This is a genomic window from Hymenobacter nivis (genome assembly GCF_003149515.1).
In the GTDB taxonomy this organism is placed as follows: Bacteria; Bacteroidota; Bacteroidia; order Cytophagales; family Hymenobacteraceae; genus Hymenobacter; species Hymenobacter nivis.
In genome coordinates, this window is the sequence record NZ_CP029145.1 from 3,106,274 (window position 1) to 3,127,769 (window position 21,496).

The following is a 21,496-nucleotide window of genomic DNA, read 5'->3' on the forward strand; positions in this document are numbered from 1 at the left end:
TTGCTAACTATTCACTGATAATTGATTACCCCACCTGGCTGCCGTCGAAAAGGCGGATGAGGCGCTGGGTTTTCAGGGCCTGCTGCTCGTCGTGGGTCACCATCACGATGGTGGTGCCGTGCTCGCGGTTCAGGCCCAGCAGCAAATCCATTATTTCCTCGCCCATCACCGAGTCGAGGTTGCCGGTGGGCTCGTCGGCCAGGATGATTTCCGGGGCCCCGGCCAGGGCCCGCGCAATGGCCACCCGCTGCCGCTGCCCGCCCGAAAGCTGGCTGGGGAAGTGCCCGGTGCGGGCGCTCAACCCTACTTTGTCCAGCGCGGCCAGGGCCCGCTGGCGGCGCTCCTTGCCGCCCAGCCCGGGCCGGTACAGCAAGGGCAGCTCCACGTTGTCGAGCACCGCGAGGTCGTTGATGAGGTGGTAACTCTGGAAAACAAAGCCGATTTTCAAGTTGCGCAGCCCGGCTAATTCCTTGTCAGAATACGACTGCACCGCGCGGCCGTCCACGGCCACGGTGCCGTGGGTGGGCTCGTCGAGCAGGCCCATCAAGCTCAGCAGCGTGGACTTGCCGCAGCCGCTGGGCCCCATAATGGACACGAACTCGCCGCGCCCGATGGTGAGGTTGATGCGGTGCAACGCCACCGTTTCGATGGTTTTGGTCTGGTAGATTTTCTCGATGTCGGTGAGCTGGAGCACCGGCGCGGCGGGGGTTTGCATGAGGAGGTTGGTTGGTAGTGCTTGAGTGGTGGTGCGTGGGTGATACTTGAATGGTGGATGCAATAAGACCGTCATGCTGAGCGTAGCGCAGCGGAGTCGAAGCATCTCTACTGCTCAACTACACTCGTCACGAAGTAGGGTGCGGGGCTTGTCCCCGCCCGTCGTTGAACGAAAGCCGACGGAACCGTTCAATGACGGGCGGGGGCAAGCCCCGCACCCTACTTCGTTTTCGCATTCCACTTCGTGAGCGGCATAATCAGGATTACTGCTGCGGGAGAGATGCTTCGACTTCGCTCCGCTGCGCTCAGCATGACGTTTTCATTACTGACAAGAAAGAAGCGTGATTTCAATTAGGAAGGGTCGTCGCTGAGAGCCACTTGGCGGTCGAAGTCGTAGAGCGTGAGGGCCCGCAGGCGGTAGTGGGCCACCCAGCCCGCGCGCAGGGCCAGGATGTAGCCGCGCCTGGCCCCGTCCTTGGCGGCCTGGGCGATGATGAGGTCGGTGAGGCTGAGGCGGCCGGCCTCGTAGGTGGCGCGGGTGATGGCGTAACGGCGCTGGGCCAGCGCGTCGGCGCGGGCGGCCAGGCCCACCTGCTGGCCCAGGGGCCCCAGCTGGCGGGCCTGCACCAGCACGGTTTGGGCAAAGGTGGCCTCGTCCTGGGCCACGTTGCGCTGCTCCTGGTCGCGGTTCAGCTCGGCGGTGCGCACCAGGCTTTGGCGGCGGCCCCAGTCCACGAGCGGCAGGCTGAAGGCCAGGCTGACTTGCTGCTGGTTTTGCAGGCCCAGGTAGCTGGCGCTCAGGCGGTCGGCCTGGTTCACGTAGCCCAGGTTGGCCAGCAGCGTGGCCTGGAACCCGGTGGTGCCGCGGGCGTAGGCCACGTCGCGGGCCGCCAGCAGCAGCCGGCGCTGGAAGGCCAGGGGCGCGGCGCGGTGCTGGCGGGCCTGGGCCAGGGCCTCGGTGGGCACCACGGGCGGGGCTGGGGCGGGCACGGGCACGGCCAGCGCGGGGGCGGCCCCGGCCTGGGGCCCCGGCAGGCCGGCGTAGGCGGCCAGGGACACGGCGGCGTTTTCGGCATCGAGGCCGGCCTGGGTTTGGGCCTGCTGGGCGTTCAACAAATTCAGCTCCAGCTGGATAACGTCGCTCTGCGAGAGGCGGCCCAGGCGGTAGCGCTCCTGGCCCACGCGCAGTAGCTCGGCGGTGGCGCGGGCGTTTTGGGCGGCCACGGCGGCGTTCACCTGCTGCACCAGCACGTCGAAGTACAGCTCGGTGGCGCGCTGGGCCACGGTTTCGCGGTCTTCGGCAAACTGGCGCTGGCTCTCGCGGTAGCGCAGCGGCTCCACGGCCCGGGCCCAGCGCAACGGGTTGAAGTAGCCGATGGGCTGCGTCAGGCCCAGCGTAAAAGGCTGGTTGTTATACTGCTTGGTGTTCCCGTTGAAGTTATCGAACCGCTGCACCTGCGAGCCCAGTACCACCTGCCCACCCGTCAGGCCGATGTTCTGCGAGAGGGCCACGCCCAGCATCGAGTTGTTGATGCGCACCGACTGAAAGGAAGTAGTACCATCGGGCTGCACCACGGGCGCAATTACGCGGCTAAAATTAGGCAGCACCCCTTGCAGGCCCAGCTGCGGGCGGAAGCTGGCCTGGTAGGCGCGGTAGGCCCAGTAGCCGGTTTCGCGGTTGGTGCGCGCCTGCTGGCCCACGGCGGCGCGGCCCTGGGCCAGGGCCACCACGGCGGCCAGCGTCAGGCTGTCGGCGGGGCCCTGGGCGCGGGCGGGCACGAAGCCCAGAACGCTGATTATGAATAAATAGAAAAATTTCATCAGCAAGTTTGCTGTCAAATTATGGCGTACATCTTAGCTTCAAAAAGGCCGTCATGCGCTTCTTATTCAGTCGTGAAGCGCCAGCTCGGGCGTTTCCAAATGGTCTTTCATATCCGACACCACTACCTCGTCGCCGGCTTGCAGGCCGCTGGTTATCTGCACGTAATCGAAGTTGCTATCGCCGAAGCGCACCACTTTCCGCAGGGCCTTGCCGCCGCGCACCACGAACACTGCCTGCTCCTGCCCGCCCTGGTAGAAGGGTCCGTTTTTAATGCGCAGCACGTGCGGGTGGGCCCGGGTGATGACGAACACGTCGGCGCGCAGGTTGGCGCGTAGGGCGGGGGCGTGGTCGTTGGCCAGCTGGGCGTAGAAGGTCACCACGCCCTTGTCCACGGCCGGGCTGATGCTGGCCACGGTGCCGCGCAGGTCGGTGCCGTTGGCGCGCACCACCACGGGGTCGCCGGGGTGCAGCTGGCCCGCATAAGCGTCTGACAGCGTGGCCCGCACCCGGAAGCGGCTGAGGTCGGCCACCCGGGCCAGGGGCTCGCCGGCGGGCACGGCGGCCCCCAGGTTGTCGTTCACCCAGGTCAGCACGCCTGGCTGGGGACTGCTGATATCAGCCTGCCGCAGCTTGCCGGCCAGCTCGGCAATGCTGCGCTGCTGCATCGAGACGGTGTAGCCCAGCTCGCGCACGTCGGCGGCGCTGGCCCGGCGCTGGTTGGCGAGCTGGCGGGCCAGGCGGTCGGCTTCGAGGCGGGCTACGGCCAGGTTCAGCTCGGCCTGGCGCACAGCCTCGGCCGTGCCGCCGCCAATTTCCAGCAGGTGCTGCTCGTCGCGCAGCGTCGATTGCAAGCTGCTGACCTTCACGGCTTGCGAGGCCGCCTGGGCCCCCAGGTCGTTGAGGTGGCCTTCGAGGGCCAGGCGCAGCTGGTCGTTCTTGTTCTGGTTGCGCAGCTGCTCATCGTCGAGCTTGGCCAGGGCCCCCTGGGCGGCCTCCTTGTCGAGTTCCAGAATGGTCTGGCCGGGCAGCACCTGGGCCCCCACGGCCACCGCCACCCGCCGGATGGTGCTGGCTATTGGGCTGGAAATCACCGCCTCGTGGGCCGGAATGATGGTGCCGGCCGCGGTGAGGGCCGCTTCCACGTCGCCGATTTCCACGCGGGCCGTCAGCACGTCGGCGCGGCGCAGGCTGGGCTGCAAGGCCTTGCGCAGGCCCCACCAGCCAGCCACGGCCAGCGCCAGGGCCCCCAGGCCCAGCAGCCACTGGCGGCGGCGGCGGTTCGTTTGAACGGATGGGGCGAGGGCTCTGTCCATTTTCGGGCACTGTAGGGATTGGTTCTACCCTACTTTGCCAAGCCGCGTGCCAAATTTATAATCAATTGTATTTTAGCAATTTGTGATTAAAATCGTAAAAAATCAAGCTGTAAAAACTGTCCGTTTTCGGACACCTGTCCATTGGTGGATGGCTGGTGGGGCCCTCATCTGGGGAGCCTCACCCCCAGCCCCTCTCCAAAAGAGAGGGATGCGTTCAATTTGCTTATTCGAGAACTGGCTCCTAGCTGACGACTGGCGGGGCACCGCCAGCACAACCAGTTCCCAAAATCGGCCTACTTTCGCCCCATGACCCTTCGCCTCCCCCTACTCCTGCTTGCTACTTTCCTCCTAAGCGCGGCCCCCACACCGCGGCAACTGGTGGTGCCGGGCCGCAGCCTGGGGCAAGTGCAGCTGGGCCTGGCCCCGGCCGCCGCCCACCTGCCCACCACCCCGCCCAACAGCAGCGACGGGGCCATGGGCAAGGCCTGGGTTTCGTGGTACGGGCCCCGTCCAGCCCATGGGGCCCCCACCGAGCTGGACGTGTACACGGCCACACCGCCCGGCGGCGACGGCAGCCACCGCTCGGTACAAGTGGTGCGGGCCACGTCGCCCTACTTCCAACTGGCCAATGGGTTGCACACGGGCTCGAACCTGCGCAGCATCCGGGCAGCCTACGGAGCCCTGCCGCTAGCCACCACCTACAGCGTGCCCGGCGGCGTGCGCTACCTCTACGACGCGGGGGCCAAGGGCATTGCCTTCGAAACCAATGGCAAAGCCCCCGACAGCAAGTGCACCGCCCTCATCGTGCACCTGCCCAAGCTGGCCGCGAAGAGGTTCTACATCTCCATGGGCCAGTACCTGCACAACCGCACCAAGCCGCGTTAGGGGCCCTATGATTCTCTACACACAAGCTCTATTTGTTACTATAAGGCCGTCATGCTGAGCGCAGTCGAAGCATCTCTCCCGCGTAAGTGATTATTTACTTACGCGGGAGAGATGCTTCGACTGCGCTCAGCATGACGGCCCTCCGGTGGCCAACCCAACTGCACGAAGCCGCGCCAAAGCCCCTAGCTGCCCCAGATTTGCCAGACGAATACCGAAGCGGCGTAGGCCAGGCCGGTCATGTACACGAGCTGGGCGGCGGGCCAGCGCCAGCTCTTGGTTTCGCGGTAGGTCACGGCCAGCGTGCTCATGCACTGCATGGCGAAGACGTAGAATACGAGCAGCGAAAACGCCCGCGCCGGGGTGAAGAATGGCTGGCCGTTGAGGTCTTTTTCGGCCCGCAGCTTTTCCTGCACGGTACTCATATCGGCGTCCTGGCCCACGCTGTAGATGGTGCTCATGGTGCCCACGAACACCTCGCGGGCGGCGAAAGAGGTGAGCAGCGCGATGCCGATTTTCCAGTCGAAGCCCAGTGGGCGGATGGCTGGCTCCAGGGCGTGGCCGAACGAGCCGGCGTAGGAGGTTTCGAGGCGGGCCGAGGCCACCTGGCGGCCTAGCTCGGCGGGCGTCCAGCGGTGGATGGCGGCCTCGCGGCGGACCTGGGCCTCGGCCACGTCCTGGCGCTGGCCGGGGCCGTAGCTGGCCAGGCCCCACAGCAGTACCGAGATGGCCACAATCACCTGGCCTGCCTGCCACACAAAGGCCTGCACTTTTTGGTAGATGGTGAGGGCCACGTTCTTCCAGCGCGGCCACTTGTACACCGGGAATTCCATGATAAAGTAGCTCCGCTCGCGGGCCTTTAGCAGCACTTTCAGGAGCCACGCCGAGCCCAGGGCCGAGAACAGCCCGAGCAGGTACAGGCCCATCAGCACCACGCCGCGCAGGTTGAAAAAACCCACGCTCTCGTCGGGCACCACCAGCGCCACCAGCACCGTGAACACCGGAATGCGCGCCGAGCACGACATCAGCGGCGTCACGAAAATGGTAATCATGCGGTCCTTCCAGCTCTCAATCGTGCGGGCCCCCATGATGGCCGGCACGGCGCAGGCCAGGCCCGAAATCAGCGGCACCACGCTCTTACCGCTCAGCCCAAAGGGCCGCATCAGCTTATCCATGAGGAAGGTAACCCGGGCCATGTAGCCCGTTTCCTCCAGCACCGCCAGGAAGGCGAAGAGCAAAGCAATTTGGGGAATGAAGATGAGCACGCCGCCCAGGCCGGCCAGCACGCCCTCCGTCAGCAGGCGCGTGAGGGGCCCCGGGGGCAGCGTGCTTTGCAGCCAGCCGCTCAGGGCCCCGATGCCCTGGTCAATCAGGTCCATCGGGTACTGCGCCCAGGCAAAAATGGCCTGGAACAGCAAGAACAAAACGGCCAGAAAAATCAGGTAGCCGAACACCCGGTGCGTCAGCACCCGATCGATGCGGTTGCTGACGGGCTCGCGCTGCTCGGTGCGCGTCACCGTCACGGTTTCGAGCAGAATCTCGTTGATGCGGGCGTAGCGCCCAATGGTTTCGCTGGCCTGCTGGGCCGTGCCGTCAAAGGCGTATTCCTGCACCAGACCCTGCACATAGGCGCGGTCCTCGGCGCTGAGGAAGGCCAGGTACTCAGCCTGCTGGGCATAGTGCAGCGCCAGGTAGTCGCTGTGCAGTTGGAAGTGGGCGCGCAGCCGGTGCACCAGCGGCTGCACCGCCGAATCGGGCTGCCAGAAGCGCACGGGCGGGGCGGCCAGGCGCTCGGCCATTACAATTTTGAGGGCTGCTACGCCGCTGCCGCTGCGCGCGTTCATGGGCACCACGGGCACGCCCAGCTCGGCCGCCAGGGCCCCCAGGTCGATGTGCACGCCGTGGCGCTCGGCCACGTCGGTCATGTTAAGAGCTAAAATAGCGGGCAAGCCCAGATCGGCCAACTGGCTGAACAGCAACAGGCTGCGGCGTAGGTTACTGGCATCCACCGTCACCACTACAAAGTCGGGGTAGCTGGTGGAGGACGGGTCGTAGAGCAGGTCGGTGATGACGCGCTCGTCGAGGCTTTTGGGGTAGAGCGAGTAGGTGCCGGGCAGGTCCACAATCTCGGCGCGGCGGGCGGGCGTAAGCTGCGCCCAGCCGCTTTTGCGGTCCACGGTCACGCCGGGGAAATTGCCCACCTTCTGGTTGAGGCCGGTGAGCTGGTTGAAGAGCGAGGTTTTACCGGAGTTGGGGTTGCCAATGAGGGCGATGCGCATGGGCCGCGCCAACGCTTCCGGGGCCCCGGGGCCCGCGGCCGGCGCCGCCGCAATGGTCCGAGCATCCGCCATCCCGTTGGTAATTAGTCCTTAAGCAGAATGGTGGCCGCCTCGCTGCCGCGCAGTGAAAGCGTGTACTCCTCGTCGCCGAGTACCAGCATCAGCGGGTCGCCGAAGGGGGCGCGGCCGCTCAGGCGCACCGTCACGCCGGGCACGCAGCCCATGTCGAGCAGGCGCAGGGCCATCACGGGGTCTCCGAGGCAGCAAATGGTGCCGGTCTCGCCCACGCGCAAGTCGCGGGCCGTGCGCCGGGAAGCAGGGACGGGGGAAGGAGCAGCCACAGCGGAGGTATACGGCATTCTATTTAGAAAGGGTTTAAACAAAGGTACGCCACTGCTGCCAATCGCGGGGCCCCTAAACGGGGGCGTTACCGCTCCCCCCCAGGCATCCGGGCGAAAACCAATGACACGAAATCCTGCGTAATTGTTTAAGACAATTTTTTTTCCAATATCTTTCCGTCTGAATTTGCAGTATTTACCGCTGAACTATCTAATCATGTTAAGACGCTTACTTTTTATTGCATTATGCGGTGTTGTGCTACCCGCCTATACTTACGCACAGTCCGGACAAGTGCTACTTAAGGGCACCATCGTGGACGCGGTTACCAAGGAGCCTCTGCCCTTCACGTCCATCGGGCTGAAGGACGAGCAAGTGGGGGCCCTTAGCAACGAGCACGGCCAGTTTGTGGTGCCCGCGCCCACCAAAAACGCACAGGACACGTTGCTCATCATGGCCCTGGGCTACCTGCGCAAAACCGTGCTCGTGAAGCGCGGCGCCGCCCTCGACAACCTCACCATTGAGGTGCCCAAGCAGGCCGTGGCCCTGAAAGAGGTGACGGTGAAGGCCGGCAAAATAAAAAATGCTGCCCTGGGGGCTCGCACCAAAAACCCCGGCGAGGGCATGATTCAGGGCCAGGCGGGCTCGCAGTACGCCTTTTTTGTGAAGAACGACAAGCAGAAAAAGCTGGGGGCCGTGCGCACCGTGTCGTTCTACATTGGCGAAAATGGCTTCCCCCGCGAGCCCTTCCGGGTGCGGATTTACAAGGCCGATGGCAACTACAACGCCCCCAACACCGACCTGCTCACGGAAAACGTGGTGGTGTCGGCCCCCCAGGGCGGCCAGTGGTACACCGTGGACCTGACGCCCTACAACGTGGTGGCGCCCGACGAAGGGTTCTTTGTAGCCATGGAATGGGTAGTGAGCGGCGACAAGTTCTTCACCACCAACTTTATGGACGACTACACGCCCTACGGCCAGATCATGAAGCCCACGTTTGAATTCAAGGAGAGCCGCACCTGGACCTACAGCATCGGCAAGGGCTGGAACCTGATGACGCTGGCCAACGGCACCGGCCAGCGCTACAACGCCATGATCAAGGCCGACGTGGACATGATTAAGTAACCACCAGTAAGCCAAGCTATCCGCCCGCCTATTTTATTTTTTGGGGCCCCGCCCCCGCGGGGCGCGCCATTCGTCGTTATCCGTTATACATCCCGCTTCCATGCTGAAGAAACTACTTTTTCTCCTATTGAGCGCCGGCCTGCTGCCGGGCCTGGCCCGCGCCCAGGAGGGTCGCATCACCGGCCGCGTGGTGAACCAGGCCACCAAAGACCCTGTGGCGTTTGCTTCCATCAGCCTGCGCGACGAGGGCACCGGGGCCCTCACCAACGAGTACGGCTACTTCCAGCTGGCCATGCCCGAGCGCAGCCTCGACGACTCCATCGTGGTGGTGGCGCTGGGCTTCCGGCGCACGGCCATCCGCGTGAAGCGCGGGGCCAACATGGAAGACCTCATCATCGAGCTGCCCAAGCAGAGCGTGCGGCTGGCCGAGGTAACGGTGAAGGCCGCCCAAATGAAGCCCGCTATGCTGGGGGCCCGCACCACGTCGCCCGGCCTGGGCATGATCCAGGGCCTGCCCGGCTCGCAGTACGCGGCCCTGATGAAGAACGACAAGCAAAAAAAATTCGGCTACATCCGCTCCGTGTCGTTCTACATCGGCGAAAACGGCTTCCCGCGCGAGCCCTTTCGCGTGCGCCTCTACCGGGCCGACGGCAACTACAACGCCCCGAACTCGGACTTGCTCCTCGACAACGTGGTAGTATCGGCGGCCCGCGGCGGTGGGTGGTTTGATGTGGACCTGACGTCGTATAACATCCCGGCCCCCGACGAAGGATTTTACGTGGCGATGGAGTGGATCGTGAGCGGCGACAAGTTCTACACCACCAACTTCATGGACAACTACACGCCCTACGGCCAGATCCTGCGCCCCACCTTCGAGTTCAAGGACAGCCGCACCTGGCTCTACGCCATCGGCCGCGGCTGGAGCCTGATTACGCTGGCCAACGGCGCCTCGCGCTACAACGCCATGATCCGGGCCGAAGTGGACGCCACCAAGTAGGGCCCCGGCAGGCACGGAATTCTTGAATTGATAAAACTATGGAACGGTCATGCTGAACGCAGTGAAGCATCTTTACTGCGTCGTTGCCCGATTAAATTACTCAGCGGGAAAGATGCTTCACTGCATTCAGCATGACGGTCTTTTAGCCTTTTCTTAATTCGGGAATAAGTCTGCGCTTTATACCTGGCCAGCGCTGGCCAACTACCATAAAAAATCCCCCGGCAACGTGCGTTGCCGGGGGATTTTTTGCTACCTCTGGGGGCCCTATTTTTTGGCGGGGCCCCGCTCAGTAATCCAGGCGCGGATGGTTTCTTCGGCCAGGGGCGAGAACGTGGGCTTGGGCTGGCCGGCCACCACGGGCCACTGCCCCGGCTCGGGCTGGAACAGGTGGTTGACGCCGGGCAGTTTCTTTACCATGAGGCTTTTGTTGGCCTTGAGGCCTTTTTCCAGGGCCGCCAGGTTGGCGTCGGCGCCCACGAAGCCATCGGCCGTGCCGTTGAGCAGCAGCACGGGGCAGGCTACAAACTTGAGGTTGGCGGCGGGGTCAAACTCCAGAAAGTAGCGGTAGCGGGCGGTGGTCATTTCGGCGGCGCGGCGCTGGGCGGTGGCGGCATCGGTGGGGCTGTCGCTTTGGCGCAGCAGGTTGGTTACCATTATCCGGGCCAGGTCGTTGTCGGGCGTGCGGCCGATGACGTCGAACACAGCTTGCTGGCGCTTGGCAATGGCGGCCAGCTCCGCATTGTCGGTGCCGAGCTGCCGTAGCGTAGTGCTTTGCTGCTGAAGTACCAGCTCGCGGCCGGGCAGGCCGGCGGCGGCCAGCGCCACCACGAAGGCCGGCGGCAGCGGCTGGGCCGCCGCCAGCAGGGCCACGTTGCCGCCCTCGCCGTGGCCGATAAGGCCGAGCCGGGACGAGTCGGCTTCGTGCCGGGTACGCAAAAAGCTGAGGCCGGCCTGCGCGTCGCTCACCAGCTCGGCAACGGTAGGCCCAGGCCCGGGGGCCCCGCCCTGGCCCATGCCGCGGTTGTCGAAACGCAGCACGGCCACCCCGCGCCGGGTCAGGTAGTCGGCCAGCTGGCCCAGCGGGGCGTAGCCGTCCACGGCGCCGTTGCGGTCCTGCACGCCAGCGTCGCTCACCAGTACCACGGCAGGGAAGGGCCCCGGGCCCGCCGGCACCGTGAAGGTGCCGGCCAGGTTTGGCGCCGCGGCCCCGCCACCAAACGCCACGTTTTCTTCGCGGTAAGGCGGAGTGAGACGCGTGGAGGCGGCGGCCACCGGCACGGCCGAGTGCACCAGCGCCATGGCCACCTTAAAGCCGGGCTGCTGCCAGGTACCCACCAGCTGCTGGCCCCCGGCCGCCAGCACGCCCACGAAGCGGCTGCCCGCGGCCGGCGCGTAGAATTGTACCGTATCGTGGCTTTGCGTCACTTGCACTTCCAAGTGGCTCACCTTCTGAAGGGGCACGTCGAGGGTGCCAAAGTAGTCGCTGCTGGTGAGCTTGAGGAACCGGAAAATAACCTCCAGCGAACCACCGGGCACTTTCAGGGGGCCTTTCCAGAAGCCATCGAGGGCCCCGGGCACGGCAGCGGGCCGCACGGGGCCCCCGGCGCCCGGCGCACTGGACTGGGCGCTGGCCGGACGAGCCGCCAATAACAGCAGGCCCCAAACGGCCAATCCGGCCGGCTTAAATTGTATTCTGCGAGTAAACATTCCGCAAAATAACTACACCGGCGGACATTTTGAAAGGACGCGATTGAACTATGTTTATACGCTGGTACTTAACCAATTTCCTAAAGCACAAAACCGGGCCCCGGTGCCGCCAAGCCCTGCCCATTGCGGCAGAAACTTGGCGGCCCCGGGGCCCGGTTTTGCATTTTGGCTAGTCGCCCTAGCGGGTGCGCACGGCAATTTCGACGCGGCGGTTTTCCTGGCGGCCGGCGGCGGTGGCGTTGGTGGCCACGGGCTCGGCTTCGCCCATGGGCTCCACGCTCAGGCGGGCGGCGGCGATTTTACCGTTCGTGACGAGGTAGTTTTTCACAGCTTCGGCGCGCTGCTCGCTCAGGGCTTTGTTGTAGCCCTTGGTGCCGCGGGCATCGGCGTAGCCCATCACGCGCACGTCGCTTTTGGGGAAGCGCTGGCCGATGGAACCCGTAATCTGATCCAGGGCTTTGGCGGCGCTGGGCTTGATGGCGGCCTTGTCGGTGTCGAAAAGCACGGTTTCGTCCACGGTGTACACGTCGTAATCACCATCGCCGCGCACGATGATGCCGGGCAGGTTTACCTCCGCGAATTTCACGTCTTTCAGCTTATCCTTGCTCACCGTCCAGGTGTTGCTGATGGCCGTGCCGGCCGCGGCCACGGCGCCCTTGGCGGCATCCACGGCCCGGGCCCCTACGGTGTCGGCGGGGGCGCCGGTGCGGGCCACTACGGCCGTGTCGGCGGTGGCGTCGGCGAGGGTTTCTTTGGTTTCAGACGTTTTGGTTTGGCAGCTGGCGAGCAGTACGGTGGCAGCGACGAGGGAGAGGAAGGGCTTATACATGGTATTTCAGTAAATGAATGTTACCATACGCAGCCAGGGGCCCCGGCGTTGGCTTATTCCGTTACGAACACCCGTTTCACCCGCTCGCTCACGTTGGTGAGCAGCTCGTAGGCAATGGTGCCGATGCGGGCCGCCAGCATCGGCAGCGGCAGCTCCGCGCCGAATACCACGGCCACGTCGCCAGCCCGCGCCGCGGGGATATCAGTCACGTCCACCATGCACATATCCATCGCCACCGAGCCCACCACCGGCGCACGTTGCCCGTGCACCAGCACCACGCCCGCCCCGCTGCTGAAGCGTCGGTCGTAGCCGTCGGCGTAGCCGATGGCCAGGGTGGCAATGCGCCGCGCGGCCGCGGTAGCCGTGCCCCGGCGGCCATAGCCCACGGTGGCCCCGGCCGGCAGAGTTTTGATTTGCGAGATGGTGGTGCGCAGCGTACTCACCGGGCGCAGGGCATTGGCGTCCAGGCCGCTGGCGTCCACGCCGTAGAGGCCAATACCGAGCCGCACCATGTCGAGCTGCGCCTCTGGGAAACGCCGGATGCCGGCCGAGTTCAGGGCGTGCTTCAGCACGGGGCGGCCCAGGGCTTCCTCCAGGGCCCCCGCCATGCGGCCGAACGCGGCCAGCTGCTGGCGGGTAAAATCGTCGTGGGCGGGGTCGTCGGCCGCGGCCAGGTGCGTCATAATGCCGGCCACCGGCAGGCGGGCGCGGTGCTGGCGCAGCAGGGCCCCCAGCGCCGGCACATCGGCCTCCTCGAAGCCCAGGCGGCGCATGCCGGTGTCGAGCTTGATATGAATCGGTGGGTTGGTGAAGGAGGGAATCGGTGCGTCGGTGGCCGGGAAGGTGGCCAGGAAGGTGGCCAGGTACTCGTGGAGCAGCTCGAAGGAGTAGATTTCCGGCTCCAGGCGGTGGCGGCGCAGCAGCTCAAAGGCGTCGGAAGACGGGTTCATCACCATGATGGGCAGGCCGATGCCGGCCTCGCGCAGGGCAATGCCCTCGTCGGCGTAGGCCACGGCCAGGTAGTCGGCCCGCTGAAATTCGAGCAGGCTGGCCACTTCGTAAGAGCCCGCGCCGTAGGCAAAGGCCTTGACCATCACCATCAGCTTGGTGCCCGGCCGCAGCTGCTGGCGGAAGTGCTGGAGGTTGTGGCTCAGCGCGTCGAGGTTCACTTCGAGCACCGTGCCGTGCTGCTGCGCCTGCAACGCCACCACAATGCGCTCGAAGCCGAAGCGGCGCGCGCCCTTCACCAGAATGGTTTCGTGGGCAAAATCGGCCGGGTTGAGCTGGGCCAGGAAGGCCTCGGTGCTGGGGTAGAATTCAGTTAACAGTGAGTAGTTATCAGTTATCAACGGCCGGTTCTCAGTTGGCTCATTATTCACTATTAACCGCTCATTAGCATCTGTTAACTGCTCATTGATAACTGATAACTGACTAGAAATCTCCGGGCCGATGCCCACCAGGCGCGTCACGCCATGGGCGGGCAGCAGGGCCCCCACGCGGGCGTAGAGCGCGGGGCCCGTCAGGCCTGATTCGAGCACGTCGCTGAGGATGAGGGTACGGCGGCCGGGGCGGGCCTGGCGGCCGAGCGCGGCCAGGGCCAGGGCCAGGCCGGCGAGGTCGTTATTATAGGTGTCGTCGAGCAGGTACGAGTCGTGGCGGCCCTGCTTCATTTCGAGGCGCATGGCCACGGGCTGGAGGCGGGCCAGGCGGCGCTGGATTTCGGCCGGGGCTACGCCGCGGGCCAGCAGCACGGCCAGCCCGTGCAGGGCGTTTTCGACGGAGGGCTCGTCGGCGAAGGGCAACACGAAATCGGCCCGGGGCCCCAGCGTGCCGGCGCGCGCCCTCACGGCGGTGCGGCCCGGGCCGGCCGGCGCCACCCGGAAGCGCAGGGCCGCACCGGGCGCATCGTGGCGCGTCCAGCCGAAGCCGGGCAAGGCCAGGGCGGCCACGGCTTCGCGCACAGGGCCCTGGTCGGCGCAGTAGTAGAGGCGCCGGAACTGGGGGCCCTCAAACAGCCGCAGCTTCTCGCGCAGCTTCTCGGCTTCGGAGGCAAAGCCGGCGTCGTGGGCCGTGCCGAGGGTGGTAAACACGCCCTCGGTGGGCTGGATGATGGCGGCCAGTTTCGCCATTTCGTCCATTTCCGAAATACCGGCCTCAAACAGGCCCAGCGTGTGGCGCTCAGGACTTAACTCCCACACGCTCAGCGGCACGCCCACCTGCGAATTGTAGGAGCGCGGCGAGCGGCAAATCACCTCGTCGGGGCCCAAAAGCTGGGCTAGCCACTCCTTCACGATGGTCTTGCCATTCGAGCCCGTGATGGCCCACACGGGCCCCGCAAACTGCCGGCGGTGCGCCGCGGCCAGCGCTTGCAGGGCTCCCAACGGACTGGCCACCGCCACGAACCCCGCCCCCGGGTACGCCGCCAGGCCGCCGGGCAGCGCGGCGTTCTCCGCTACCACAAACAGGCGCACACCCTGGGCGTAGGCCTGCGGCAGGTAGCGGTGGCCGTCGTGGTTGGGCCCCCGCAGGGCGACGAACAGGGCCTCGGCGGGCGGTCCGGCGCGGCGGCTATCGAGCACCAGGTGGCGCACGGCAGCGGCCGGCTCAGCGGCGGCCTGCAACAGGTGGCCGCCCAGCAGGACCGGCAGATCAGCGAAAAGCAAGGGAGGTAGCACAGGTCAAAGGTCGGGCCCCAGGCTGTAGCGAGGACGCTGCGAGTCCACGACGAGCGCAGCGAGTATAACGATTGAACGGGCGGGGTGCTAAGTATTGAGCTTTTGGCTACTATCTAATTGATAGTTAATTTATTGCATCCTAATTAATGCATGATTGATTCAGACCAGGCACTTACTCGCTGCGCTCGTCGCGGACGCGCAGTGCCCACGACGAAAAAGAAGCCGTGCCGAAGACTCGGCACAGCTTCTTAAGTTTTAGGGTCCCGGCGGGTGGCTTACCGCTTCACGAAGTTGCTGAGCGATACCTCGTAGCTGCCGTCGGGCTTGGCCAGGATGCTGAAGTGCGTGGGGTAGTAGCCGGGCGTTTCGTACTGCGCCGGCTGCTTGATGTCCTGCTCCAGCGTGGGGTTGGTGCGCAGGTAGCTCAGGGCCACCATGGGCTCCCAGAAGGTGACGTGGCCGTTGTAGGTACCATAAACGAAGGTTTTGGTGAAGGGCTGCCCGTGCAGCTCCGGGCTGCTCACGTCGCTCCAGTGGGCCCCCATGGCGGGCACGCCGCCGGGGTTTCGCACGTAGCCGGCGGGCAGGTAGGCAGCGGCCGGCACCTTATCGAAGCCGGTTGGATTCACGGCGTAGGGCGGAATCTGCATCACTTCGGCCATCGGCATCATGTAGAAGTGAAAGTCGAAGTGCGGCACGTCGTAGATGCCGGCCGGCTCGTGGCCCAGCGGGTTCCAGTCAATCATGACGTGCCGAAACGGGGTTTTTTGGGTGGCGGCGTCGGGCAGGGCCAGCATGTACTCCGTGCCCGGCAGGGTGGCCGGCAACTGGTCGAGGGCCCCCTTGCTGATCGTGAAGCCCAGGGCCGTGGGGTTGCCCTGCGCGTCGAGGTTGACCCAGGTGTTGGCCTTGCCGTTGCCCATGGCCACGGCGGGGGCCGTTTGGGTACTGGGCTGGCTGGAATCGTCTTTCGCGCACGCGCCGAGCAACAGGGCAAGGCTGGCGCATAACCACAGGTTTTTCATAGTATAGGTTGGCAAGGGTGAGTGGAAGGCCCCGGCGCGATGCCGAATACCGTCGGCGCGTCAGGTTAATATATAAATATAATATTTTTTATATAAATTTCCGCGATTCGGCCAATTATTTACTCCGCGTTCTTTACGCTAGGCTAGCCAAGACGGGACCCCATCGGCGGCCTGGCTACTTCCATGCTTCGCTGGCCCGGCGCGATAACGATTTCCAGGCGCGCTGCCCGCTACTGCCCCGGGGCCCCAAACGGGTGGCAATGTGCGGTTTTAGGGCCCCAGAGCCGCGCTGGCCGCAACAGCCACCACCGGGCCGGCGTGGCAGCAATCCGCAAACTGGGGCGTTTTGTACTGCCGGCAGGCCGCGGCGAAACGGGGAGTCAGCCAAAGTTTATCATAACTAAATATGTCGTTTAAAATTAATTTATAATCAAACGTTATATTTGCCCCATGAACCTGCAACAACTCACCTACCTCGTGGCCCTCGACACGCACCGCAGCTTTGGGCTGGCGGCCGAAAAAAGCTTCGTGACCCAGCCCGCCCTCAGCGTGCAGGTGCAGAAGCTGGAAGACGAGCTGGGCGTGCTCCTGTTCGATCGCAATAAGAAGGGCGCCGAGCCCACAGCCGTGGGCGTGAAGGTGATAGCCCAGGCCCGGCAGGTGCTGCGCGAGGCCCAGCAGCTGCGCGAGCTGGTACAGGTGGAGAAGGGCGAAATGGTGGGCGAACTGCGCCTGGGCGTCATCCCCACGCTGGCGCCTTACCTGGTGCCGCGCTTTTTGGTGGGCCTCACCACGGCCTACCCGCAACTGCAAGTGCGGGTGGAGGAGTTGCGCTCGGAGGAAATTATGGTGCAGCTCAAGGACCACCGCCTCGATGTGGGCCTGCTCGTGACGCCCCTCGACGACCGCCAGCTGCGCGAGCTGCCCGTGCTGGAGGAGCCGTTCCTGGCCTACGTTTCGGCCAGCCACCCGCTGGCCGGCAAGGCCCGGATCGAGGCCGCCGACCTCAAGGCCCCCGGCATGTGGCTGATGCAGCAGGGCCACTGCTTCCGCCACCAGGTACTGAACCTGTGCGCCGCCACCACCGACCCCAACGCCCATGTAACCTACGAGAGCGGCTCCATCGAAACGCTGATGGAGCTGGTGCGCCGCCACCAGGGCTACACGCTGGTGCCCGAGCTGGCCGTACTCGACGAGGTAGACACGAACCCGCTGGTGAAGCGCTTCGTCGACCCCCAGCCCGTGCGCGAGGTGAGCCTGGTGGTGCACCACGGATTCGTGCGCGTGCCCCTGCTCACGGCCCTGCGCCAGCTCATCCTGGAGAGCGTACCCGAGCGCCTGTGGGCCGGGCAGTCGGGCGCCAAAGTGCGCTGGCGGTAGCAGGGGGCCCTCAGAAACCGGAAAACACCGCACGTTAGGGCCCGGGAGGCGGCCCTAAAGACCGTAGGTTTATGTATTGGAAGAGACCGTTTCTAGAATATAAAAAGCCACTTACTTAATGGGCTTGCCTTTATAACGGTTGGTTTAACAGCAGGTACTGGTACACTAAGTCGCCCGCTTCTGCCACCGCTTTCGCATCCTGGTGATTGGCCAGGATGATGACGCCTACTTGTCGGTCACGGTCGAATCGGACCAGCGACGAGTTGCCGAAGGTATCCCCATCCTTTTGATACACGCGGTGGCCCGCTAGTTGACGAATCTCCCAAGCCAACCCCATCGTGATGGTACTATCGTGGTAAACTGGTTGTTGGGTGCGTATGATGGCCCGGCCTAGAAGACCAGCAGGTGGTTTTAGCTGCGCACGCACGTAGCGGACCAAATCGACCACGTTCGATTTGAGTCCGCCAGCCGGAGCCACTGCGTTAATGACAATCGCGGGCCGGACTTCTCCCTTAGTCGTAAATCGGCCCGCGATGTGAGCCGTTTGGTACGTTAACCCCGTGGTGCGCAGGCCCAAAGGTTGCGCAATACGTTGCTGAACGAGGTCACCGTAGGAGCGTCCCGCACGTTGCGCCAACAAAGTCCCCAGCAGAGAAAAGGCAAAATTATTATAATGGTAGGTACCGGGTGCTTGGAGTGAATCAGTCTCGCGCAATATTTTAAATAGGTAATCGCGGCTTACTGAGTGAAAAGGCTGTACCGAGTCTTTGTCAATAAGGGCTTGAATGTAACGGTCATTGCTTAGGTTCGGCAGCCCGGATTGGTGCGAGGCCATAGCGGTAAGGGTAACGCGGTGCCGCAAGCCTGGTCGCAAGGAAACAGTGGCTGGAAGCAGGGATTCTAAATAAGCGCCCTTTGGTAATTTTCCAGCTTCTTGTTCATAAGCTAACAGTAAAGCAGTGAATGTTTTAGTAACAGAGCCTATTTCAAACAGGGTGGTACTATCTAGTGGCACGCCTTGCAGTGGTTGGGTATTGCCGAGCGCGTAGTAGGCGGTTGCCGGACCGCGTACTACCCCAATGCTAAGGCCAAGGTCGGGGTACCGGGTGTGGATGCCTTGCTTGCCGTAGAATAAAGAATCTAGTCCCTTAGGTAGCTGCTGCGCGCAAACACAGGTAGCCGGGGAAAATAGTACTGCTAGGAGCAGTCGTTGCCAGAGTTTTCGCATATTGAGGAACTGAGCGCTTTTCGGAGGAAAACCGAATAATTGCGGGAGATGCGAAAACACTAGCTGTGGTTGCCTGAAAAATTGACTTTACTTATTAAAAGTAAGCTAAGTTACTGATGCCAAGCCGCCTCGTTCTCGCCGCGCCGCGTTTGCCTCGGGGCCGGGGGGGGCCGGCCCCCAGGGCGTAGTTTTGTGGTTTACCGTTCCGTGCCCGCATGTCGTCGTTTACCCTATGGTTTCAGCAGCGCCCGTGGGCGCTGATGGTGCTGTGCTTGCTGGCGCTGGGCCCGGCGCTGTTCATCCACCTGGGGCTGCTGCCGCTGCAAGTGGATGAGCCGATTCGGGCCCTGGTGGCGCTGGAGCTGAAGGACTCAGGAAACTACTTCGTATCGACGCTGCAAGGCGTGTATTATTACAACAAGCCGCCACTGTACAACTGGCTGCTGCTGGGGCTGTTCAACCTCACCGGGAGCCAGTCGGAGCTGGTGGTGCGGCTGCCCACGGTGCTCTCGCTGCTGGGCTACGCAGCCACGCTGTTCGTGGTGGTGCGGCGGTATTTGGGGCCCCGGCTGGGGTTTGTGGCGGCGTTTGCGTTCATCACCTGCGGGCGGATGCTGTTCTACGACGCCTTCCAAGGCCTCATCGACACGCTGCACGCCTGGATCACCTACCTGGGCTTCGCGGCCGTGTTTTACTTCGCCGAGAAGGGGCAGTGGCGGCGGCTGTTTGTGCTCACCTACGCCCTCACGGCGGTGGGCTTCATGCTGAAAGGGCTACCCTCCATTGCGTTCCAGGGCATTACGCTAGCGGTTTTTTGCTGGTACTCGAAGAACTTCAAGCGGCTGTTTTCGGGGGCCCACTTCCTGGGCATCGGCGTGTTTGTGGCCATCGTGGGTAGCTACTTTCTAGTGTACAGCCGCTACAACTCGCTGCACGACTACTTCTACACCCTCTGGGACCAGTCGAGCCAGCGCACGGTGGCCGAGCAACCACTCTTCAAGTCCATTGTGCATGTGCTCACCTATCCGTTTGATTTCCTGGGCTGGTTTGCGCCCTGGACCTTGCTGGTGGTGTGCCTGGTGCGCCGGGGCTGGTGGCAAACCATTCAGGCCCACCCGTTTCTGAAGTTCAACGCCGCCATCTTCCTGGCCCTGACGCCCATTTTCTGGCTCTCGCCGGCCACCATTCCGCGCTACCTGTTCCCGCTCATCCCGCTGCTTATCACGGTGATGATCTACTTCTACGACCACTACCAGGCCCAGGGCCCCTGGCAAAACCGGGTGGTCGACGGCGTGCTGCTCTTCGTGCTTTCGGTGGTGGCCCTGGCGCTGCTCGCGCCGCCGTTCATCCCCCGCATTGCCGACGTGCCGGGCCTGTACTGGAAGTCGGCGCTGGTATTTGGGGCCCTGGTGGGGCTGGCCTACCTCTACCACACGCTGCCGGTGCAGCGGCTGGTGGTGCTGTGCGCCTACCTGCTGTGCCTGCGGGTGGGCTTCAACTGGTTTGTACTACCGGCGCGCTACAAAACCAACGACATCGTGCCCTACCGGGCCGCCAGCATTCGGGTGGGCCAACTCACTAAAGGCCAGTCGTTGTACGTGTACAAAGACTCGCGCCTCGACAACGACGAGGCCTTCTACATCACCCGCGAGCGGGGCGCCATCACCCGCGCCCTGCCCGCCCCCACCGATATGGGGGCCTACTACTTAGCCGAGGATTGCTACCTCGAAGGCCGCCGCTATCACCGGTTTTTCGACTTCGTAATTGACCGCCGCATCCATCTCAACCTGGTCAGGTTCGACGACGCCGAACCCGCCCCCGGCCAGGGGCCCCAGAACTGCCCCCCCGCCGATTACCTGGACCCCACCTACCACCGGTAGGCGCGCTGTAGCGCGGACTTTGTAGTCCGCGGCTCTCGCTTCGTCCTGCCGGTAATCGTCCTGCCGGTAATCGTTCAGCGACCGTTCAGAGCCGCGGACTACAAAGTCCGCGCTACATTCTAATCCCCAAAAAATGCCCTTCCTCTCCCACCGCCCGAAGCTGCGCCAGGCCCTCATTCTGGGGGCCAAGCTGGCGTTTGTGGTGGGGGCATTTTACTTTGTCTTCCAGCACATTAGCGTGCGTGATGTGCGGCGGGTGCTGGCCACGGCGCAGCCGGGGTGGCTGGCGCTGGCGGCGGGGCTATTTGCACTATCGAAGTGGCTGTCGGCGCGGCGGCTAAACTACTTTTTCCGGGCCATCAGCGTACCGCTGTCGGAGGGCGAAAACCTGCGCCTGTACTGGCTGGGGATGTACTACAACCTGTTTTTGCCCGGCGGCATCGGCGGCGACGGCTACAAGGTGTACCTGCTGCGCCAGCGCTTCCCCGGCAAAACCACGGCCCTGGTGCGCGCCCTGCTCCTCGACCGGGTGAGCGGGGTGCTGGCCCTGGGCGTGCTGGCGGGCGTGCTGCTGGCCTTCGTGCCGGCCGTGCCGCTGCCCTGGCGGGGGCTGGTGCTGGCGGGGGTGCCGGTGGGCGTGGCGGCTAGCTACTGGGCCAGCGGCCGTTTCTTCCCCGAGTTCCAGCCGCTGTTCGGGCGGGCGGGGTGGCTGGGGCTGGGCGTGCAGGGGGCCCAGGTGCTGTGCGCGTGGGCCATCCTGGCGGGCACGGGCACCACTAGCCAAGTCATTGATTACCTGGTAGTCTTCCTCGTGTCGTCGGTGGTGGCGGTGCTGCCGCTCACGGTGGGCGGCATCGGGGCCCGGGAGGTCACCTTCGTGCTGGGGGCCCAGGTGCTGCACCTGGATGCGGCTGTGTCGGTCACGGTCAGCCTCACGTTCTACCTCATCACGGCGGCGGTGGCGCTGCCCGGGGTGGTGTTTAGCTTCAAGGCCGGCAAACCAAGCTGAGCATCCTTGCGGCCGAAGCTGCTTACGGGTACTTTGCGCCGCCGCTGGCCGCAGGGACCCAGCGCTTTTTATAGCGGTTTCAAAATCAGTGCATTGGGACGGCTGCTCAGCACCTCCCCTGGCCCCTCCCCTCACCGCCGCCGAATTATCCACCAATCTCGGCTTTTGCTGGGCCGCCGCGGGAGGTACTGGTTTGGCCGCTGGCCCCAGCCTGTGTGCCCGGCGTGTTTGCCGCCAGCGACGGCCGCGCCGGGGCCCCGGCCCGCGTGGATGCCTTGGGCTACGGCGCCACGGC

General features: G+C 64.3%; 16 protein-coding genes. 6 read left to right on the forward strand and 10 right to left on the reverse strand.

Going from position 1 to position 21,496, the window contains the following annotated elements:
- Window positions 1-25 precede the first annotated feature (25 nt).
- From DDQ68_RS13760 to DDQ68_RS13770, 3 genes are all read right to left on the reverse strand, one after another.
- Window positions 26-715: an ABC transporter ATP-binding protein gene (locus DDQ68_RS13760; RefSeq protein WP_438830706.1), complete on the reverse strand. Its 690-nt coding sequence runs from the start codon at window positions 713-715 to the stop codon at window positions 26-28.
- Between the two features lie 350 nt (window positions 716-1,065).
- Complete coding sequence (locus tag DDQ68_RS13765) at window positions 1,066-2,535, reverse strand: TolC family protein (protein ID WP_109656813.1); 1,470 nt, start codon at window positions 2,533-2,535, stop codon at window positions 1,066-1,068.
- Window positions 2,536-2,601: 66 nt separating this feature from the next.
- Complete coding sequence (locus tag DDQ68_RS13770; RefSeq protein ID WP_109656814.1) at window positions 2,602-3,849, reverse strand: efflux RND transporter periplasmic adaptor subunit; 1,248 nt, start codon at window positions 3,847-3,849, stop codon at window positions 2,602-2,604.
- A 306-nt stretch (window positions 3,850-4,155) separates the two neighbouring features.
- Here DDQ68_RS13770 and DDQ68_RS13775 point away from each other — a divergent pair, with 306 nt between their 5' ends.
- Complete coding sequence (locus DDQ68_RS13775; protein WP_109656815.1) at window positions 4,156-4,734, forward strand: hypothetical protein; 579 nt, start codon at window positions 4,156-4,158, stop codon at window positions 4,732-4,734.
- A gap of 182 nt (window positions 4,735-4,916) precedes the next feature.
- Here DDQ68_RS13775 and feoB read toward each other — a convergent pair whose 3' ends face one another.
- Both feoB and DDQ68_RS13785 read right to left on the reverse strand, forming a co-directional pair.
- Window positions 4,917-7,082 carry a ferrous iron transport protein B gene (gene feoB / locus DDQ68_RS13780; RefSeq protein ID WP_109656816.1) on the reverse strand — a complete coding sequence of 722 codons (2,166 nt, stop codon included), beginning with the start codon at window positions 7,080-7,082 and terminating at the stop codon, window positions 4,917-4,919.
- A gap of 11 nt (window positions 7,083-7,093) precedes the next feature.
- Window positions 7,094-7,351, reverse strand: coding sequence for a FeoA family protein (locus DDQ68_RS13785; RefSeq protein ID WP_245897044.1), 258 nt, complete (start codon window positions 7,349-7,351; stop codon window positions 7,094-7,096).
- Window positions 7,352-7,604: 253 nt separating this feature from the next.
- On the opposite strand from DDQ68_RS13785, the gene DDQ68_RS13790 reads away from it, so the two are divergent.
- Window positions 7,605-8,471: a carboxypeptidase-like regulatory domain-containing protein gene (locus DDQ68_RS13790; RefSeq protein ID WP_162550104.1), complete on the forward strand. Its 867-nt coding sequence runs from the start codon at window positions 7,605-7,607 to the stop codon at window positions 8,469-8,471.
- 100 nt (window positions 8,472-8,571) lie between these two features.
- Window positions 8,572-9,468 (forward strand): carboxypeptidase-like regulatory domain-containing protein, encoded by an 897-nt coding sequence (locus tag DDQ68_RS13795; RefSeq protein WP_109656819.1) that lies wholly within the window; start codon window positions 8,572-8,574, stop codon window positions 9,466-9,468.
- A 264-nt stretch (window positions 9,469-9,732) separates the two neighbouring features.
- Here DDQ68_RS13795 and DDQ68_RS13800 read toward each other — a convergent pair whose 3' ends face one another.
- The 4 genes from DDQ68_RS13800 to DDQ68_RS13815 form a co-directional block, all read right to left on the reverse strand.
- Complete coding sequence (locus DDQ68_RS13800) at window positions 9,733-11,115, reverse strand: alpha/beta hydrolase family protein (RefSeq protein WP_162550105.1); 1,383 nt, start codon at window positions 11,113-11,115, stop codon at window positions 9,733-9,735.
- Between the two features lie 238 nt (window positions 11,116-11,353).
- Window positions 11,354-12,004: an OmpA family protein gene (locus tag DDQ68_RS13805; RefSeq protein WP_109656821.1), complete on the reverse strand. Its 651-nt coding sequence runs from the start codon at window positions 12,002-12,004 to the stop codon at window positions 11,354-11,356.
- A 53-nt stretch (window positions 12,005-12,057) separates the two neighbouring features.
- Window positions 12,058-14,679: a bifunctional UDP-N-acetylmuramoyl-tripeptide:D-alanyl-D-alanine ligase/alanine racemase gene (locus DDQ68_RS13810; RefSeq protein ID WP_245897045.1), complete on the reverse strand. Its 2,622-nt coding sequence runs from the start codon at window positions 14,677-14,679 to the stop codon at window positions 12,058-12,060.
- A 275-nt stretch (window positions 14,680-14,954) separates the two neighbouring features.
- Complete coding sequence (locus DDQ68_RS13815; RefSeq protein ID WP_109656823.1) at window positions 14,955-15,704, reverse strand: DUF5602 domain-containing protein; 750 nt, start codon at window positions 15,702-15,704, stop codon at window positions 14,955-14,957.
- Window positions 15,705-16,154: 450 nt separating this feature from the next.
- Between DDQ68_RS13815 and DDQ68_RS13820 the strand changes: the two genes are divergently transcribed.
- Window positions 16,155-17,084 (forward strand): hydrogen peroxide-inducible genes activator, encoded by a 930-nt coding sequence (locus DDQ68_RS13820; protein WP_109656824.1) that lies wholly within the window; start codon window positions 16,155-16,157, stop codon window positions 17,082-17,084.
- Window positions 17,085-17,214: 130 nt separating this feature from the next.
- On the opposite strand, the gene DDQ68_RS13825 is transcribed toward DDQ68_RS13820, so the two are convergent.
- Complete coding sequence (locus DDQ68_RS13825) at window positions 17,215-18,312, reverse strand: serine hydrolase domain-containing protein (protein ID WP_162550106.1); 1,098 nt, start codon at window positions 18,310-18,312, stop codon at window positions 17,215-17,217.
- A 215-nt stretch (window positions 18,313-18,527) separates the two neighbouring features.
- On the opposite strand from DDQ68_RS13825, the gene DDQ68_RS13830 reads away from it, so the two are divergent.
- Together DDQ68_RS13830 and DDQ68_RS13835 are read left to right on the forward strand one after the other, a co-directional pair.
- Window positions 18,528-20,192, forward strand: coding sequence for an ArnT family glycosyltransferase (locus DDQ68_RS13830; protein ID WP_109656826.1), 1,665 nt, complete (start codon window positions 18,528-18,530; stop codon window positions 20,190-20,192).
- Window positions 20,193-20,325: 133 nt separating this feature from the next.
- On the forward strand, window positions 20,326-21,201 hold the full coding sequence (locus DDQ68_RS13835; protein ID WP_109656827.1) for a lysylphosphatidylglycerol synthase transmembrane domain-containing protein: 876 nt from the start codon (window positions 20,326-20,328) through the stop codon (window positions 21,199-21,201).
- The last annotated feature ends 295 nt before the right edge of the window (window positions 21,202-21,496 follow it).

What these genes read in the sequence shown, in the direction of transcription:
- DDQ68_RS13760 (WP_438830706.1), bottom strand. Translation starts at nt 715, where the DNA reads ATGCAAACCCCCGCCGCGCCGGTGCTCCAGCTCACCGACATCGAGAAA.
- DDQ68_RS13765 (WP_109656813.1), bottom strand. Translation starts at nt 2,535, where the DNA reads ATGAAATTTTTCTATTTATTCATAATCAGCGTTCTGGGCTTCGTGCCC.
- DDQ68_RS13770 (WP_109656814.1), bottom strand. Translation starts at nt 3,849, where the DNA reads ATGGACAGAGCCCTCGCCCCATCCGTTCAAACGAACCGCCGCCGCCGC.
- DDQ68_RS13775 (WP_109656815.1), top strand. Translation starts at nt 4,156, where the DNA reads ATGACCCTTCGCCTCCCCCTACTCCTGCTTGCTACTTTCCTCCTAAGC.
- feoB (WP_109656816.1), bottom strand. Translation starts at nt 7,082, where the DNA reads ATGGCGGATGCTCGGACCATTGCGGCGGCGCCGGCCGCGGGCCCCGGG.
- DDQ68_RS13795 (WP_109656819.1), top strand. Translation starts at nt 8,572, where the DNA reads ATGCTGAAGAAACTACTTTTTCTCCTATTGAGCGCCGGCCTGCTGCCG.
- DDQ68_RS13805 (WP_109656821.1), bottom strand. Translation starts at nt 12,004, where the DNA reads ATGTATAAGCCCTTCCTCTCCCTCGTCGCTGCCACCGTACTGCTCGCC.
- DDQ68_RS13815 (WP_109656823.1), bottom strand. Translation starts at nt 15,704, where the DNA reads ATGAAAAACCTGTGGTTATGCGCCAGCCTTGCCCTGTTGCTCGGCGCG.
- DDQ68_RS13820 (WP_109656824.1), top strand. Translation starts at nt 16,155, where the DNA reads ATGAACCTGCAACAACTCACCTACCTCGTGGCCCTCGACACGCACCGC.
- DDQ68_RS13825 (WP_162550106.1), bottom strand. Translation starts at nt 18,312, where the DNA reads ATGCGAAAACTCTGGCAACGACTGCTCCTAGCAGTACTATTTTCCCCG.
- DDQ68_RS13830 (WP_109656826.1), top strand. Translation starts at nt 18,528, where the DNA reads ATGTCGTCGTTTACCCTATGGTTTCAGCAGCGCCCGTGGGCGCTGATG.
- DDQ68_RS13835 (WP_109656827.1), top strand. Translation starts at nt 20,326, where the DNA reads ATGCCCTTCCTCTCCCACCGCCCGAAGCTGCGCCAGGCCCTCATTCTG.